The sequence below is a fragment of the Flavobacterium frigidum genome (assembly GCF_048286795.2).
The window spans coordinates 189,946-205,825 of sequence record NZ_JBLVPT020000004.1 but is presented as its reverse complement, the minus strand read 5'-3'; the positions used below and the strand labels follow the sequence as shown (position 1 = coordinate 205,825).

The following is a 15,880-nucleotide window of genomic DNA, read 5'->3' as shown; positions in this document are numbered from 1 at the left end:
TTGTTTATATTTTTTCATGCAAGACAAATTTAGGCTTTTGACCTTAAACACTTGGGGGGGTAACTCCAAGTGTTTTTAATTTATCTGTTGCACTTATAACTTGAACTTACAAAATGTAAAATGCTATACTATTAAAAAAAATAATGCGTTAAACAAAAACGTATCTTTCATAACTAATTAAAAATAAATACCATGAACGGATTTTTTAAAACTATTATAGCGGGCTACGGTGCTAAAAAACTAGGTGGTGGCTGCTTTGGCACCATTCTTATTTTTATAATTATTTATTGGATATTAGGTTATTTTTAGAATTAAAATACTTAAAATAACCTAACTATTAAATTACAACTAATATAACAAGAGTTCTTTCAGATCATTTTCAAAACGACCTTTTGGCAAATATTGATCTTCCAATGCTTTTGTAAAAGGGATGGGTGTGTCTAAACTTGCCACACGTTTTACTGGTGCATCTAAATATTCAAAACATTGTTCCATAATTAATGCCGAAAGATCACTTGCAATACCACCAAACATGCTGTCTTCCTGATAAATAATAGCTCTGCCCGTTTTCTTTACAGAAGCAAAAATAGCGTCGGTGTCTAAAGGTTGTAAGGTTCTCAAATCCAATAAATCTGCTGAAATTTCAGGATTTTTTGATAAAGTATCTAAAGCCCAATGAACTGCTGCTCCAAAAGCAATAATAGTAACCGAATTCCCTTCTTTCAGTAAAGCCGCTTTTCCTAATGGTAACGTGTAATAATCTTTAGGAACGTCTTGGTAAACGCTCCGGTACAATTGCTTGTGCTCAAAAAACAACACTGGATTTGGATCATTTATAGCCTCATTCAGCAAACCTTTTGCATCATAAGGAAAGGCTGGATAAACTACCTTTAAACCCGGAGTTTTGGTAAACCAAGCCTCATTGGTTTGAGAGTGAAATGGTCCCGCTTGTGTTCCACCGCCACAAGGCATTCGTACTACAACATCGGCTTTTTCTAACCATCTATAGTGCGATTTGGCTAATAAATTCACAATAGGATTGAACCCTGTCGAAACAAAATCAGCAAATTGCATTTCAACAATTGCTTTGTAACCATTAATAGATAAACCCATTCCTGCCGAAACCACCGCGCTTTCGCAAATGGGTGTATTAATCACGCGCTCTTTACCAAATTGCGCTACAAATCCATCAGTAATTTTAAAAGCACCACCATATTCAGCAATGTCTTGACCCATGATAACTGAGTTTTCATGACGTTCCATTGATTGTCTTAAACTGGTCGAAATAGCATCTATAAAACGAATGTTTTCTTTTTCTTTTGAGGGCTTAACTTCTTCATATACAAATGGTTTGTATACATCATTTAGTTCTTCGGTTAAGGAAGCTTCTATTTCAGGTTCAGCATTGGCTAGAGCCAAACTTTCGTCTATATCTTTTTTAATTTCTAGTCGTAGTGCTTCATCAAACTCAGTTATAAGAACGTTATTCTCTGACAAAAAGTTTCTGAAGTTTTCTACGGGATCTTTTTCAGCCCACATATCCATTAATTCCTGCGGAACATATTTTGTTCCACTCGCCTCCTCGTGCCCGCGCATTCGGAAGGTTTTAAACTCTAATAAAACAGGTCTTGGATTTTCTTTCATTGAAGCCTTTAATTCAGATAATAAATTAAATACTTCCAATATATTATTTCCGTCTACAATATAACTTTCCATTCCGTAACCAATGCCTTTATCAGCTAAGTTTTCGCATCGGTATTGCTCATTTGTTGGTGTGGAAAGGCCATATCCATTATTTTCTATCACAAATAGTACTGGTAATTCCCAAACCGAAGCAATATTCAAGGCTTCATGAAAATCACCTTCGGATGTTGCGCCTTCTCCAGTAAAAACAGCCGTAACTTTACCGTTTTTCTTGAGTTTATTAGCCAAAGCAATTCCATCCGCAACACCTAACTGTGGTCCCAAATGCGAAATCATACCAATAATTTTGTATTGTTGGGTTCCAAAATGAAAACTACGATCCCGACCTTTTGTAAAACCATTAGCTTTCCCCTGCCATTGCGAAAAAAGGCGGTACAATGGAATGTCTCGTCCAGTAAATACTCCCAAATTTCTGTGCATAGGCAAAATGTATTCATCTGAATCCAAAACTGCGGTAACCCCAACAGAAATGGCCTCTTGACCAATTCCTGAGAACCATTTAGAAACTTTTCCCTGACGAATAAGGATCAACATTTTTTCCTCTATTAATCGTGGTTTTAGTATTCGTTTGTATAAATCTAATAATTGATTGTCAGTAAGATTTTTTCTGTCGAAGATCATTGTTACGGTTTTATTGTATGGTTCAAAGATAAAAAAATATAACAGTTTTGTGTTATTTTGTTATATTTTTTCATGTTGTTTGTGAAAATTAAAATTCAAATATAAAATTATTCTTTACATTTGTAATTGCAAGGTTTTGATCTTGCAAAATATCAAAAAATATTTAAAAGTATGCAAAACATTCCTAGTGTTGACTTGCGTGATTTCCTGTCGGATGACCCGGCACGTAAACAAAAATTTGTAAATGAAATCGGAAGTGCATTTGAAGATATTGGCTTCGTAGCACTCAAAGGGCATTTTTTAAACGACCAATTGGTTGATGAATTGTATGGTAAAATCAGAAATTTTTTCGCTTTACCTTTAGAAACAAAACGCAGTTATGAAATCCCTGGAATTGGCGGACAAAGAGGTTATGTTTCTTTTGGAACAGAACATGCTAAAGGCAGAAAAGAAGGAGATTTAAAAGAATTTTGGCATTTTGGACAGTATGTGTCTACAGATTCAAAATACGCTGCAGAATATCCTGAAAATGTTGAAGTAAAAGAGTTACCTCGTTTTAATGTGGTGGGAAAAGAAGCCTACCAAATGTTAGAAAAAACAGGAGTGTATGTGTTAAGAGCTTTGGCTTTACGATTAGGATTAGATGAATTTTATTTTGACAATTATGCCAAAGATGGAAATTCTATCTTAAGACCTATTCATTACCCTCCAATTACATCAGAGCCTGAAAACGCAATTAGAGCTGCTGCACACGGCGACATCAACTTGATTACGTTGCTTATGGGCGCTCAAGGTAAAGGACTACAAGTTAAAAACCACAATGGAGAATGGATTGATGCCATTGCAGAACCAGATGAATTGGTTATTAATGTGGGCGATATGTTATCACGACACACGAACAACAAATTAAAATCGACCATTCATCAAGTAGTGAATCCACCGAGAGAATTATGGGGCACTTCGCGTTATTCAGTACCGTTTTTTATGCATCCCGTGAGCGATATGCCATTAAATTGTTTAGAAAATTGTATCGATGCCGAAAATCCAAAACAGTTTGAGGACATTACTGCAGGTGACTATTTGTATGAAAGATTAGTAGATTTAGGTTTGATCAAAAAATAAATTTTAATTCAATAGTTCAAGAAAGACATCGAGTACGCTTGATGTCTTTTGTTTTTATAGAATTGGAACGCGGATAACGCAGATTTAAACTGATTTATACTGATATTTGAAATTATGAGTAGTATTTTACATCAAGAATTAACAAAGTTAATAATAAAAATATTTTTTGAAGTTTACAATGAATTAGGATATGGTTTTCTCGAAAGAGTATATCAAAATGCATTGTATTATGAGCTTAAAGCAAATGGTTTTCATGTTGAAGCACAGAAAAAAATTAAAGTTTATTACAAAGAAATTGAAGTTGGTGATTACTATGCTGATATTGTCGTGAATGATTTAATAATCTTAGAGTTAAAAGCTCAGGACTATATGGTCGAAGCAAATGAATTTCAATTAATTAATTATTTAAAAGCGACAACTTGCGAAGTTGGACTGCTTTTAAACTTTGGTAAAAAACCTGAATTTATTAGGAAAGTATATCAAAACAATAGAAAATAAAAAATCTGCGGTAATCCGTAAAATCCGTTTTATCCGCGTTCAAAATATATAAAGTTATGGACTTACAAGACCAATTAAAAAACCTTTTCCCAGATCATGAACCTTTGCCAGAAGAGCAAACGGAGGCGATAATACACGAATTATACGTTCAAAAAGAGCCAATGATTTGTAAATTTGAAAAACGAAAAGGAAAAGCGACCACCATAATTGAAGGTTACGAAGGCACCGACGCCGATTTTAAAATTCTAGCCAAAGAAATCAAAACAAAACTAAGTGTTGGCGGCACCTTCAAAGATGATTCTATTATTATTCAAGGAGATTACCGCGATAAAATAATGGAAATATTAAAACTAAAAGGATTTAAAGTAAAACGTGTGGGAGGATAATCCCCACCTAACCTCCCCAAAGGGGAGGAACCAAATTGAAATATAAAAATAGAATATAAATCAGGAACTGGCTCCCTCTTCTTAGGAGAGGGCTAGGGAGAAGAAAAAATATAAAAACAAATGATACAATCATCAGAATTAATATTAAATCCAGACGGTAGCGTATACCATTTGAATTTAAAACCAGAAAATATTGCGCACGATATCATCTTTGTAGGAGATCAAAATCGTGTGGAGAAAATCACGCAGTTTTTTGAAAGCATTGAATTTTCGACTCAAAAAAGAGAATTCAAAACCCAAACCGGGATTTTTAAAGGAAAGCGCATTACTGTGATGTCTACAGGAATTGGGCCCGATAATATTGACATCGTAATCAACGAGCTTGATGCTTTGGTAAACATCGATTTAGAAACGCGTCAACCAAAAGAAAATTTGACTTCCTTGAACATTATTCGTATCGGAACTTCGGGTTCTTTGCAAGCGGATATTCCTGTAGACAGTTTTGTACTATCAAAATTTGGATTAGGACTCGACAACATGCTCCGCTCCTATTTGATTGACGAAGTTTCAAATCTCGAAATGGAAGATGCTTTTGTAAAACATACCAATTGGGATCTAAAAAAAGGAAAGCCCTATGTAATTGCGTGTTCTGAAAAATTAGAAAAAGTTATTGAAAGTGACCAAATGCATAAGGGAATCACTGCAACTGCTGGAGGTTTTTACGGACCACAAGGACGCGTATTGCGTTTGAATATTCAAGATGAAGAATTAAATTCTAAAATGGATAATTTTAAATTTGGTGACAACCAAATCACAAATCTTGAAATGGAAACGGCAGCAATTTATGGGCTTTCAAGCCTTCTAGGGCACAATGCTTTATCATTAAACGCGATAATTGCGAATCGTGCTTCGGGAACATTTAGTGAAGATCCTTATAAAGCGGTGGACGAATTGATAGCGTATACGCTAGACAAACTGGCCAATCAATAACAGAAATAATATGATTAGGAGCTATTTCCTGCTATCCGCTATATCTCTTGTGTTCGCTAGCGCTACCACAAGAGGATGCCGCTCCTATCAGGGCTAAAAAAAACTAATATGAAACTCAGAGTTGCCAGACATACAAATGATTTAGAAAAAATTAAGGTTTTTTACCTTTCTATTCTAGAATTTGAACTGCTTGGCAGCTTTAATAATTATGATTTGTACGATGGTATCTTAATAGGTAATTCTAACTTAGATTGGCATTTTGAGTTTACACAATCAAATGAAAACGCAGAACATCACTTTGATGAAGATGATATTCTTATTCTTTATCCCGAAACGAGAAGTAAGTATAATTCACTAATTAACAAGCTTTTAAACTCTAATACTTCTATCATTACTTCAAAAAATCCATATTGGTATAAAAATGGAAAAATGTTTTTGGATCCCGATGGATTCCGAATTATTATTTCCGATTTGAAAGCAAAAGATTGATAATTATTGGTTGGAGACTTCAAAAACGCGATGATACTTAAACCTGAACTATTTACTATTTAAAACTACCTTTACTTTTAGAACAAAACGATAATGAAAATAATACTTACAGGAGCAACAGGAGTTTTGGGATCTCATATTATGTATGAAATTCTGGAGCTTTTCATCAACACTAAAATTGATGGTAAACTCTTTATAATTGCCCGAAATAAAGGAAAAAAAACTGCTCAAGATCGCATAAACGAACTATTATCGAGTAGTTATACCCCACAAATCATAAAGGACAAAGGCATAGAAGAACTCCACGAATACATTGAAATAATCGATACTGATTTGGCTGAAATTCAAGATACTTTTTCAAGCCAAATAAAAGATGCTTATTTTATTCATTCAGCTGGATTTGTTAATCTATCTACCGACGAAGAACAACGTGAAAAGATTTTTGATGAAAATACCAAAATCACTAAATCCCTCTTCACTTTATTTCATCCTTTCATAAAAAAGTTTATTTACATCGGAACTGCTTTTTCATCTGGAAACCGAAAAGGATTAATTGACAATGACTTTCATAGTTTAGAATTCAAACCAGAGCATCGCAATGCGTACGAAAACGCTAAATTTCACTCGGAAAATTTTATAGCACAAGAATGTAAAAAAATAAATTTGCCTTTTCAAATTCTGCGTCCAAGTGTTATTGGGGGAAAAATGTTAGGAACAGAAAATCCATATTTTATTTCAAAATATATGGTTTTTTATCTTTTGGCAAAATTCTTTCACTTTACTTCCCAACGAAAAGGCGAACAAGAAAATGTGCGTTTTATCATCAATGAAGACACTGTTTTAAATATTATTCCCGTTGATTATGTGGCAAAAGTGATTGTCAATACCTTTGAAAGAGACGATATTGAACAACTCAACATTGTAAATACTAAAAGCTTCAATATGATAAAAGGATTGCAATTGATTATGAAGGAAGTAGGTTACACTAATTTTACTTTAATTCAAAATCAGTTAAATTTCAAATATAAAAACGTCATTGAAAAACTGTATTATGAAAGTATTGGTAAGCATTTAAGTCCCTATTTTACAACGGCTGCCAACGAATATGACACCACTTTATTGAACTCCATTCTGGAAATACCAAAACTAGATCAGGAAGCTTTCACTAATATGATTCGATATGCAAAAATGAATAATTTCAAAGATATTAATGTGTGATTGCTTCGTTCCTCGCAATGACAGAAAACCACTGCTATCAGGGCTAAATCGTTAACCACTAAATTTTAGTAAACTATGAATCTTATTTTAGAAACTGACCGATTGATTTTAAGAGAAATGAAACTTTCAGATGCTGAAGCTTTATTCGAAATGGATCGAAATCCTAAGGTACATCAATACCTTTGGAACAAACCTGTAAAAGAAATTAGCGAAGTCTACGCTACTATTGAGTCTGTTAAAAAGCAGTACACCCAGAATAATATAGGTCGCTTTGTTATTATTTTAAAAGAGACACAAGAGCTTATAGGCTGGGCTGGATTAAAATACAACACCGAAATGGTCAATAACAAAATTCATTTCTATGATATTGGTTACCGCTTAAACGAAAAATTCTGGGGCAAAGGATATGCAAGTGAAGCCAGTTTTGCTTGGTTGGATTATGGTTTTAATGCAATGAAAATTCCTGTAATGGAAGCAGCTGCGCATACAGACAACATCGCCTCTAATCGAATTTTACAAAAAATTGGACTAGAAATGACTGAAACCTATCTTGAGGATGGCGTTTCTTGGAATTGGTACGAATTAAAAAATCCAAATCTATAATGAACACAATAAAAATAGCCGGAGTTCCAGAACATTTCAATTTGCCTTGGCATTTAGCCATAGAAAGCGGCGATTTCGAAAAAGAAAATATCGATTTACAATGGACTGATGTTCCCGAAGGTACCGGTAAAATGTGCCAAATGCTGCGTGATGGCGAAACTGATATTGCAGTCATATTAACCGAAGGAATTGTAAAAGATATCACTGCAGGAAATCCCAGCAAAATTGTTCAAGTATATGTTGAAAGTCCTTTAATTTGGGGAATTCATGTGGCTGCTAAATCAAAATACAATACTTTAACTGACTTGAAAGGCACTACAGCTGCTATTTCTCGATTGGGTTCTGGCTCACAATTAATGGCGTATGTCAATGCCGATAATCAGTCCCGTCTACATTCGGGATGGAAAACGGATGATCTTCAATTTGAAATTGTAAACACCATTGACGGTGCCGTTGAAGCCTTAACAAACGGAACCGCAGATTATTTTATGTGGGAACGTTTTATGACTAAGCCATTAGTAGACCAAGGTATTTTTAGACGTATTGGAGATTGCCCAACACCTTGGCCTTGCTTTGTGATTGCGGTTCGTACAGAAGTTCTTGAAAAACAAGCGGATGTTATTTCAAAAATTTTATCCATTATAAATCAAACTACTGTTGACTTTAAAGATATTCCAAGCATTGATAACACGTTAGCACTAAAATACCATCAAAAAATTGAAGATATTCAAGAGTGGTTGTCCTTAACGCATTGGTCGCAAAACCAATTAAAAGCAGAAATGTTAAACAAAATTCAAAATCAATTGATTCAACTTAAAATTATCGATAAAAAAGGTACTTTTGAAGATATTGTAGAAACAGTTTAGATTGCTGTTTTTATTTTTACTATGATTAAAATAAAAGAAATTAATTTTCAAAGTATAAAACAACGATTTCAGGTAAAAAAACCCTGGGATGACGTGATTATTTTTATACTAAACATCTTAATTGCAATTCCTCTTTTTATAATCATCCATCAAAATCTGATTAATCCAAATTGGTTTCTGAACATCGATCGTGTAGTTTTATTTTTGATATTGATTGTAGGTATTCAAATCATCCTTAGATTTTTAAGAACTATAATTCTCTTTTGTATCATCCTTTATTTTTTGGTTTTAGTATATGGATCAACTATAGGAAACTATGGATTTAATAGTGTTTTTGAAGATTATAATTCCATCATGTACACCATGTCTGATAATCCTTATCCACAAGATATTATCATTGCCAAGTTGCTTCCGTTTCCAAACAAATCTAAGATTGTAAATGCAATTGAATATCAAAATCCAAAAATTAGGAATTTTGCGATTATGGCAACAACTAAACATTTTAAAAAAGTAAAAGGCTATTCTGATTACAGGACTATTATACAATGCTTTGCCGTTTTTAAAGAAATAAATAGCAAATGGAACTATGTAAGTGATCCAAAAGCAAGAGATTACATTGCTTCTGCCTCAGAATCCCTACTCTATTTCTCTGGCGATTGCGATGATCATTCCATATTAATGGCTGCCACAATTAAGTCTATTGGTGGTACTCCACGATTGATTCATACTACTGGCCATATTTATCCAGAAATACTTATTGGTAGTCAGAATGATTTAGAAAAAGTAAACTTTCTTATAAAAAATGTGTTATTTGTCAATGAAAGTAAAGAAAAAAAACTGCATTATCACGTTGACGAGCGCGGACAAATCTGGATGAATCTAGATTATACCGCCAAATATCCCGGCGGACCTTTTATGTCTGAAGAAATTCTTGGTGCATTGACGTTGGATTGATAAAAAATTTAAAATCCAACATTCAAATTGCTTACAGGTTTTTTTGTACCAAAAAACAGCTCATTTTATCAATCAAAAAACCGATTTACATTTTCAATTTTATTGTGCTGCAAAACTATTGCAAACGTTCGCAGTATATGATACAAATATTATCAATACATTTACAATCTTATAAAAGGATAAATATATTAATTTTTAGTTTTTCAATTATGATAAATTTACAAGCTTTGGAAGAAAAGTTAGACAAAGTTTTAGAAATCGAAACAAAAGAAGGTTTAACAACTTGGTTATTACAAAAGAGAAAACAGTTAAGAAATTAAAGTAATGTCTGAAAAATACTTTGATTTGTTCATTGTCGGTATAAGTTCTTTGTTCAAGTTATTATAGTGCATTTGAGACTAAATTAAGCCCATTCTCGGTTGTCATTAGAACCGTAGCGAACAGGCGAAGCAGATCCAATAAATACTAAATAAACTTTCCATCTAGCCTAAATCCAAAATCGCTTGTCGCGTGCGTTTGCAATAGGTTTTTTGTAGCGTGATCAAACTAAATATTTATTTCTTGCTGAGCATACATAATCAAGCCTGTTTCATCTTTGAATTTCTGAATTTGAACGCTATTTCCTTGATTTGATGATGGTTTTAAGCTGTTGCAAGCATAAGCTTCGACAGAGTTATATTGGGACAAACTATTATGTTCTTCAAATTTACTTTTAGTTATAGTTAATTGACTTCTAGCTTTAGTCAACCATCCACTAGTTCCTCTCATTTTCAACTCAACGAAAATAATATTTTCTTCATAATTTAACATTCCATCGCATCTACTTTCCTTGTTTCCATCAGCTCTTAAAATAGTAACACAGTTATCAATTGCATAAAAATCTACTTCTTTATTTGTTGGGTTATTTACAATACCTATCCATTTTGAATCATCAGTTTCATCGATATAAGCTGGATTTTCAGAAGGTGGAGGGTCATCACAGATACCAAAATTTTTACTATTTGAACTTGTCTTACAATGGTTGTCAAAAAAATTTATAGGCATTTGTCTTCAATTTCTAATAAGTTAATAAATATATCATTAGCTTCTCCAAGACTGTCGTTTAAATAGTTTTCGTCAGAGGGTAATCCTCTGTAATTGTCAACTTTTATGACACTACCATCAATTTCATTTAACTCATATATAGCCCAATCATAATTTTCTATAGCAGAATTAATTGGCACAACTTTGTCTAATTCGGGCATTAGTTTATCACTTAAATTTAATAATCTAATTTTATCAAGTACTTCTTTAGCTTTTATGGAATGGGTTAGATAATTAATTAAATAAGGACTATGAGTTGTCATTATTAGCTTATTTCCATCATTGATGTTATTGAATTTTAATAAACTATGAAGCATTTGTCTTTGAGAACTGGGAAATAAATTTTGTTCTGGCTCCTCAACTATGTTAATAAAACAATCATTTCTTGTAACAGAAGATAGAATTTCTAAAGCTTGATTTCTTAATTCGTTAGTTAGCTTATCATTTTTTAAAATACTCAAAACTCTAATCCTTAAATTTTGCATCTGCTCTAAACTTTCTTTTGCAACTGAATTATCACTAACTCTATCAATTCCCGCACTCAAGTTTTTAGAAACAAGATATAAAGGAATTGAAGATTGAAGACCACTCGAAGCTTCAAATAACGATAAATCATAATCTTTACCAATTATTTTTGATTCACCTTTTTTCTTATCATAAGTAAATTTTAAATTATTTATTGGTAAGTCTAATGATTCGGTTAGTTCTTGTTTAGATCTTTCAAATTCTTCTAAAAAAGTATATAATGTTTTTGGAAGATATTTTAACTTTTCTGGTTGTGAAACAGCACTGACAAAATTTCTTTCGGCAGGGACATACATTACTTTTGGTACTAAATATTTATTTCCTTTAATATCCTCAATATCTAATCTGCCTTTTTGATATGAAAACTTAAAAGCTAAACCTTCATATTCAATAACAGTTTCTTGTTTGAAATAGTTTTTTAAATTTTGATATTCGCAGTAAAAATTTTCAAATTTAGATTTTCTTTTAATTTCTGCTTTTTTTGAATTTTGATTGTATAATGATTTTTCCAACCAAGTAAATGTAGAAATCAATTTTGCAATTGTACTTTTTCCACTTCCTTGATTCCCAATAAATAATGTAACTTTTTTTATATCAATCCATCCATTATTTTCTTGAAGTCCTTCTTTTATTGGTCCGAAATTTTTAATTTTTATCTTACTCATTATTTATTTTGTATTTCACAAATTTACGAATTATTTTATATTTGTCGTTAAATATTGACAATGGTTAATTTGGAATTTCAATTGATACAATATTTCTCTCAATTTTGGTTGTACTTACTGCCGCTATTACATAACCTCATACTTTACCTTATTTTTTTGCTTCCGCAAATTTAACTATTCTCTACAATTGCAATTTCCTCGGCAGTTAAGCCATACAATTCATAAACCATAACATCAACTTCTTGTTCTAGGTTTTGGGTGTCTGCTTTTGGGTCTTGGGATTTCAAAGAAAGGATTTCGTTGACTTTATCGATGAAAGGTTGTTGTTCTATTGTGGGTATTTTTTTTATTGGTAATTGTTCAAAAATAACCTTATTGAGTTCCCTCGTATTTCCTTGTAATTCAGGAAAATTACCTTCAAAACAATATTTAAATAGTTTTGAATTTAAAAATGACACTAAATATTCAAGATCATTTCCTGTAATTAAAAAACATTTTTGATTCGTGTAAAATCCTTTTTTATCAAAAGTAAAAGGCAAAAATTTAGTCATGTTTGGATAAATAATTTTAGGCTTTTCAAAATCTTCCCAGTAGGAAATCGAATCTTGTGTTTCGAACCATTTACCACTTGTTTTTTTTCGACTTCCTTTCTCTCCTGTTTGCTTTAGCGATGGTCCAAAACTTAATAAATATTCCTTAATCCCAATATATTCTTCAATATCAATTTTCTTACTCGGGAAAGTACCAATTATCCACAAATCTTGATAATCATAATAGAATTTTTTTACATCACGGCCACGTAATAAAGGTTTTATTATTTCAGCACTTTTTTGATCTATCGCAATAAGAGCATCTTTAGTTTTTCCATCAATAATAAATGCTTCATTTAAACCAGTTTTTATCCCGTAACTAATTTTTAAATCCCAATCTTTGATTTTTGTTCCTTGAGCTTCAACTTTTGTTTTAATATCAAATGAAGATTGGTCAGATATAATCCACGAAGTTTCTGGAAATTCATCAATTTTGATAGCTTCATTCTCAAATATTTCCTTTAAAAAAGGTAATCTATCCTGGTCTTTACGTGTAAAACGTATTGCTTTAATTGGTTTTTTTATTTCTGCTTTTTCAAAAATCAAAATGTTAGTAAGCACAGTTGCACTATCAAAAATCTCACAATCAGAGAAATCAATTAAATCAGTAACAACTGTCTTGTTATTTAAATAATCTCGTAATGGTTTACCATAATTTGCACGCATCCAAGCACTTCCTGTTATGAAACATAAAACACCTTTATTAGTTAAAATCTCATTTCCCTTCTCATAAAACAAAGCATATAAATCTCCCATGCTTGTGTAGGTAGCATATTTAAGTTTTTCATATTGCTTAGACATTTCTTTCATGCTTTGTAATTGGACATACGGCGGATTTCCAATCACCACATCAAATCCCACAAAATCGCCATTATCATTCAACACATCAGGAAATTCAAAGCGCCATTCAAAAGCATTTTCGTAAATCTTGTTGCTTTTTATTTCTTCAATTTCGGTGTCTAGCGTATTTATGTCGGCGCCCAGCACGTTTACTTTTTTGTTCCACTCGGTTTGTTCTTTCTTGCTTCTTTCAAAAAGTCCTACTTGCTGGGTGTAATTAAAAAGGTCGCCTTTTAGTTTTTCGAGTTTGAGTTTCTTGGGATCGTTTGTGCCTATTTCACTCCTAAAATTACTTTTTATATCGCCTATTAAGCGTTCCATTTCGCGTTTTTGTTCCTTGCTTTCGGCATTGCGGTACGTAACAACGGCCAGTTTGTAGCTTTCTATATTCCATTTGCTTTGCTTGAGCGCTTTTTTTAGATCTGTATCCAGTCCAAATCGTGAAATCAACGAGTTCCCACATTTTATATTAATGTCAATATTAGGTAGGGTTTCTAATTCCCCTCCGTTGGAGGGGTGCCCTGAGGGCGGGGTGGTTTTAACTGCACCTTCGGGAACACGGTAATACGCATTTTTGAGCAGCTCAATCCACAAACGCAAACGGCATATTTTGACGGAGTTTGGGTTAATATCCACACCAAACAAGCAGTTTTCTATGATGGTTTGCTTCTCATGAAACAAGGTTTCTTGTATGCGCTGGCTTTCTTTGTTGTTAGGATTGTAGGAAAAGGGAATTCCGTCCTCATCCGTGATCATCAATTCATCGTTTACGACTTCTACATCTGTTTTTAATTGCAAACCATCTTTATCGACTAGGATACCCAACTCATTTTTTATCGCAATAATTTCATTCAATGCCGAAACCAGAAAGTGACCAGAACCCACCGCAGGATCGCATATTTTTATTTGGTTGATCACCGCATTAAATTTGGCTTTATCCTCCTTTTTATAATGATGAAAACAGAACGATTTTAAATCGTCAAAATTTTCAAACGTGCCACCATTTGGCGACAGCGCACTAAATTTTTGTACCACCGCTCGCCGGATTGTTTCCTTGCACATGTACATGGTAATGAAACTTGGAGTAAAGAACGAACCATCCTTGTAGCCGTTAATTTTTTCGAAAATTAATCCTAAAACGGAGGCATTAATCAGCGTTTTATTGTCCTCCTGAATGTCCTCGCTTCCCTCACTGGCAAAATCATACGCATCCAGAAAAGAGAAGAAATAATCCAACGCCCTTTTTGTACCTGTATTTTTCTTGCCTTGATTGTCTTTAATTACTGTTGCTGCGAGCAGCGGTAAGGTGTTGTTGTCCTCGAGTTGCGAGATAAACAAGGTTTCATGTTCTAAATCTGTGGGTTCAAAAAGGGAACTGTTCAAGTACGGTACTTTTGCGAAAGCGGTAACTACTCTATCGTTGCGCTCGGTTGGTTTTTTTGCTAATACCTGAAAGAACAAACTGTTGAGATTATCGTAATCTTTTATCAAATCAGAATTCAAAAACGAATAGCTTTTGTCTCCTTTGTGATACGTAATGAGCTGCGCTTCCAGTAATTTTAGGAACAAAATCCGGTTTACCCACGTAATGGTCAGTTCCAGCGCTACGGTAAACAGGCGTTCATCAGTAGTATCGCCGTATTGTTTTGGGTTTTGCAATCGGGATATTTTATCGAGGCTGTCCAGTTGTTCAATGGCGTTTTCCAGCAGGGAACCAGAGTTTCGCTTGCCTGCTTTGTGGCGTTCAATTAGTTTTTTGCCGCCTTCTTTTACTTCGGTTAAACCAATGATGTGGAGCAATTCACTATAAAAGTTTTTGTCGAGAGAATTGCTGTCATTAGCAAAAGACAATTTGAGTAAATGCTCCGGCGATAGTAATTTGAACAGCGCCACAAGGAGTTTATCATCTTCTTTATTGACATTGCGCAACGGTTTATCGTATTTCCGAATGTCGAAATGTGCAAATTCTATGGTGTTTTGAATGCTTTCAATAAAAGGTTTTGCGATATCATTGTAGAAATACCTGGTGTCTTTTCCTGAGGCGCGACCTTCTTCAAAATCAGTGAATTGTTTTGTAAACGCCTTATTTTCTGCAAAAACTTTATTAAAGAGTTGCGCGTCAAAAACAAACCATTCGTATATATTGGTAACAACCAGGTGTTTTAATTCGGTGTTTTTATGTGTAATGCGTTCGCGCATATAATACAAAACGAGTTCCTGCAGGGCTTTACCGTTAAGGTTGGCTGCAGTAATCATTTCGCTTTTGTTGCTAGGACTTTTGGCCTCAATGATAACGCCTACATTTGTTTTGGCATCTTTCCCGTTGTGAATCACTAAATCGTTACGTCCCTTTGTATTCACGAAATAGTTAGGATCGTAATAGGTTTTCTTGAGAAAATTAATCACTAAGTTTTTATGAAACTCTTCCGTTTCTTTTTCATTGATGGAATCTAAAATCTGAATCAAATTTATTTTAAAGTCCTCAATATGAGTACGATTTGGTTTGATTTTAAGAAAAGCTTTATTAAGTGCTTTGCGCGGTTCCAGCAGTAGTGTATTCATGCGTTTATTTCAGAATTGGTAATTACCAAACTTACTATTAAAAAAGGACAACTACAATTAGTGACATACTATTTATCTGACTATTTGTTTGGGTGTACTAAAGAGAAATTCGATAAGCTGAATTCTTGCTTTTAGAAATAAACAAAGGCTACAATACGTGTCCT

At 33.3% G+C, this 15,880-nt stretch carries 14 protein-coding genes; 10 read left to right on the top strand and 4 right to left on the bottom strand.

The features are described 5' to 3' along the window. Nucleotides 1-348 precede the first annotated feature (348 nt). Nucleotides 349-2,325 carry an alpha-ketoacid dehydrogenase subunit alpha/beta gene (locus ACNQGB_RS07330; protein ID WP_417945109.1) on the bottom strand — a complete coding sequence of 659 codons (1,977 nt, stop codon included), beginning with the start codon at nt 2,323-2,325 and terminating at the stop codon, nt 349-351. Between the two features lie 171 nt (nt 2,326-2,496). On the opposite strand from ACNQGB_RS07330, the gene ACNQGB_RS07325 reads away from it, so the two are divergent. The 10 genes from ACNQGB_RS07325 to ACNQGB_RS07280 all read left to right on the top strand — a co-directional run bounded on the left by ACNQGB_RS07325 (nt 2,497) and on the right by ACNQGB_RS07280 (nt 9,771). Further along, nucleotides 2,497-3,447, top strand: a complete 951-nt coding sequence (locus ACNQGB_RS07325) for an isopenicillin N synthase family dioxygenase (protein WP_417945108.1) — start codon at nt 2,497-2,499, stop codon at nt 3,445-3,447. A 114-nt stretch (nt 3,448-3,561) separates the two neighbouring features. Beyond that, nucleotides 3,562-3,945 carry a GxxExxY protein gene (locus ACNQGB_RS07320; RefSeq protein WP_417945106.1) on the top strand — a complete coding sequence of 128 codons (384 nt, stop codon included), beginning with the start codon at nt 3,562-3,564 and terminating at the stop codon, nt 3,943-3,945. A gap of 56 nt (nt 3,946-4,001) precedes the next feature. Further along, nucleotides 4,002-4,331 (top strand): translation initiation factor, encoded by a 330-nt coding sequence (locus tag ACNQGB_RS07315; RefSeq protein WP_417945104.1) that lies wholly within the window; start codon nt 4,002-4,004, stop codon nt 4,329-4,331. Nucleotides 4,332-4,451: 120 nt separating this feature from the next. Continuing rightward, nucleotides 4,452-5,321 carry a nucleoside phosphorylase gene (locus tag ACNQGB_RS07310; RefSeq protein WP_417945103.1) on the top strand — a complete coding sequence of 290 codons (870 nt, stop codon included), beginning with the start codon at nt 4,452-4,454 and terminating at the stop codon, nt 5,319-5,321. Between the two features lie 108 nt (nt 5,322-5,429). After that, complete coding sequence (locus ACNQGB_RS07305; RefSeq protein WP_417945101.1) at nt 5,430-5,810, top strand: VOC family protein; 381 nt, start codon at nt 5,430-5,432, stop codon at nt 5,808-5,810. A gap of 93 nt (nt 5,811-5,903) precedes the next feature. Continuing rightward, nucleotides 5,904-7,028, top strand: coding sequence for an SDR family oxidoreductase (locus tag ACNQGB_RS07300; protein WP_417945099.1), 1,125 nt, complete (start codon nt 5,904-5,906; stop codon nt 7,026-7,028). A 75-nt stretch (nt 7,029-7,103) separates the two neighbouring features. Continuing rightward, nucleotides 7,104-7,631: a GNAT family N-acetyltransferase gene (locus ACNQGB_RS07295; RefSeq protein WP_417945097.1), complete on the top strand. Its 528-nt coding sequence runs from the start codon at nt 7,104-7,106 to the stop codon at nt 7,629-7,631. After that, nucleotides 7,631-8,497 carry a substrate-binding domain-containing protein gene (locus ACNQGB_RS07290; RefSeq protein WP_417945095.1) on the top strand — a complete coding sequence of 289 codons (867 nt, stop codon included), beginning with the start codon at nt 7,631-7,633 and terminating at the stop codon, nt 8,495-8,497. Before ACNQGB_RS07295 ends, ACNQGB_RS07290 begins: the two co-directional genes overlap by 1 nt. 21 nt (nt 8,498-8,518) lie before the next feature. Beyond that, entirely contained in the window at nt 8,519-9,451 is a 933-nt protein-coding gene (locus ACNQGB_RS07285; protein WP_417945094.1) for a transglutaminase, read from the top strand. Between the two features lie 137 nt (nt 9,452-9,588). Next, a complete protein-coding gene (locus ACNQGB_RS07280) occupies nt 9,589-9,771 on the top strand; it encodes a hypothetical protein (RefSeq protein ID WP_472777090.1) in 183 nt (60 codons plus the stop codon). A 226-nt stretch (nt 9,772-9,997) separates the two neighbouring features. Here ACNQGB_RS07280 and ACNQGB_RS07275 read toward each other — a convergent pair whose 3' ends face one another. The 3 genes from ACNQGB_RS07275 to ACNQGB_RS07265 all read right to left on the bottom strand — a co-directional run bounded on the left by ACNQGB_RS07275 (nt 9,998) and on the right by ACNQGB_RS07265 (nt 15,716). Beyond that, entirely contained in the window at nt 9,998-10,495 is a 498-nt protein-coding gene (locus tag ACNQGB_RS07275) for a hypothetical protein (RefSeq protein ID WP_417945092.1), read from the bottom strand. Then, complete coding sequence (locus ACNQGB_RS07270) at nt 10,486-11,724, bottom strand: AAA family ATPase (protein ID WP_417945090.1); 1,239 nt, start codon at nt 11,722-11,724, stop codon at nt 10,486-10,488. Before ACNQGB_RS07270 ends, ACNQGB_RS07275 begins: the two co-directional genes overlap by 10 nt. Before the next feature lie 170 nt (nt 11,725-11,894). After that, on the bottom strand, nt 11,895-15,716 hold the full coding sequence (locus ACNQGB_RS07265) for a class I SAM-dependent DNA methyltransferase (RefSeq protein WP_417945089.1): 3,822 nt from the start codon (nt 15,714-15,716) through the stop codon (nt 11,895-11,897). Nucleotides 15,717-15,880: the final 164 nt, after the last annotated feature.

Excerpts from the sequence above, each read along its gene's own strand:
- ACNQGB_RS07285 (WP_417945094.1), top strand. The coding sequence starts at position 8,519 with ATGATTAAAATAAAAGAAATTAATTTTCAAAGTATAAAACAACGATTT.
- ACNQGB_RS07315 (WP_417945104.1), top strand. The coding sequence starts at position 4,002 with ATGGACTTACAAGACCAATTAAAAAACCTTTTCCCAGATCATGAACCT.
- ACNQGB_RS07305 (WP_417945101.1), top strand. The coding sequence starts at position 5,430 with ATGAAACTCAGAGTTGCCAGACATACAAATGATTTAGAAAAAATTAAG.
- ACNQGB_RS07270 (WP_417945090.1), bottom strand. The coding sequence starts at position 11,724 with ATGAGTAAGATAAAAATTAAAAATTTCGGACCAATAAAAGAAGGACTT.
- ACNQGB_RS07325 (WP_417945108.1), top strand. The coding sequence starts at position 2,497 with ATGCAAAACATTCCTAGTGTTGACTTGCGTGATTTCCTGTCGGATGAC.
- ACNQGB_RS07295 (WP_417945097.1), top strand. The coding sequence starts at position 7,104 with ATGAATCTTATTTTAGAAACTGACCGATTGATTTTAAGAGAAATGAAA.
- ACNQGB_RS07275 (WP_417945092.1), bottom strand. The coding sequence starts at position 10,495 with ATGCCTATAAATTTTTTTGACAACCATTGTAAGACAAGTTCAAATAGT.
- ACNQGB_RS07290 (WP_417945095.1), top strand. The coding sequence starts at position 7,631 with ATGAACACAATAAAAATAGCCGGAGTTCCAGAACATTTCAATTTGCCT.
- ACNQGB_RS07320 (WP_417945106.1), top strand. The coding sequence starts at position 3,562 with ATGAGTAGTATTTTACATCAAGAATTAACAAAGTTAATAATAAAAATA.
- ACNQGB_RS07310 (WP_417945103.1), top strand. The coding sequence starts at position 4,452 with ATGATACAATCATCAGAATTAATATTAAATCCAGACGGTAGCGTATAC.
- ACNQGB_RS07265 (WP_417945089.1), bottom strand. The coding sequence starts at position 15,716 with ATGAATACACTACTGCTGGAACCGCGCAAAGCACTTAATAAAGCTTTT.
- ACNQGB_RS07300 (WP_417945099.1), top strand. The coding sequence starts at position 5,904 with ATGAAAATAATACTTACAGGAGCAACAGGAGTTTTGGGATCTCATATT.
- ACNQGB_RS07330 (WP_417945109.1), bottom strand. The coding sequence starts at position 2,325 with ATGATCTTCGACAGAAAAAATCTTACTGACAATCAATTATTAGATTTA.
- ACNQGB_RS07280 (WP_472777090.1), top strand. The coding sequence starts at position 9,589 with ATGATACAAATATTATCAATACATTTACAATCTTATAAAAGGATAAAT.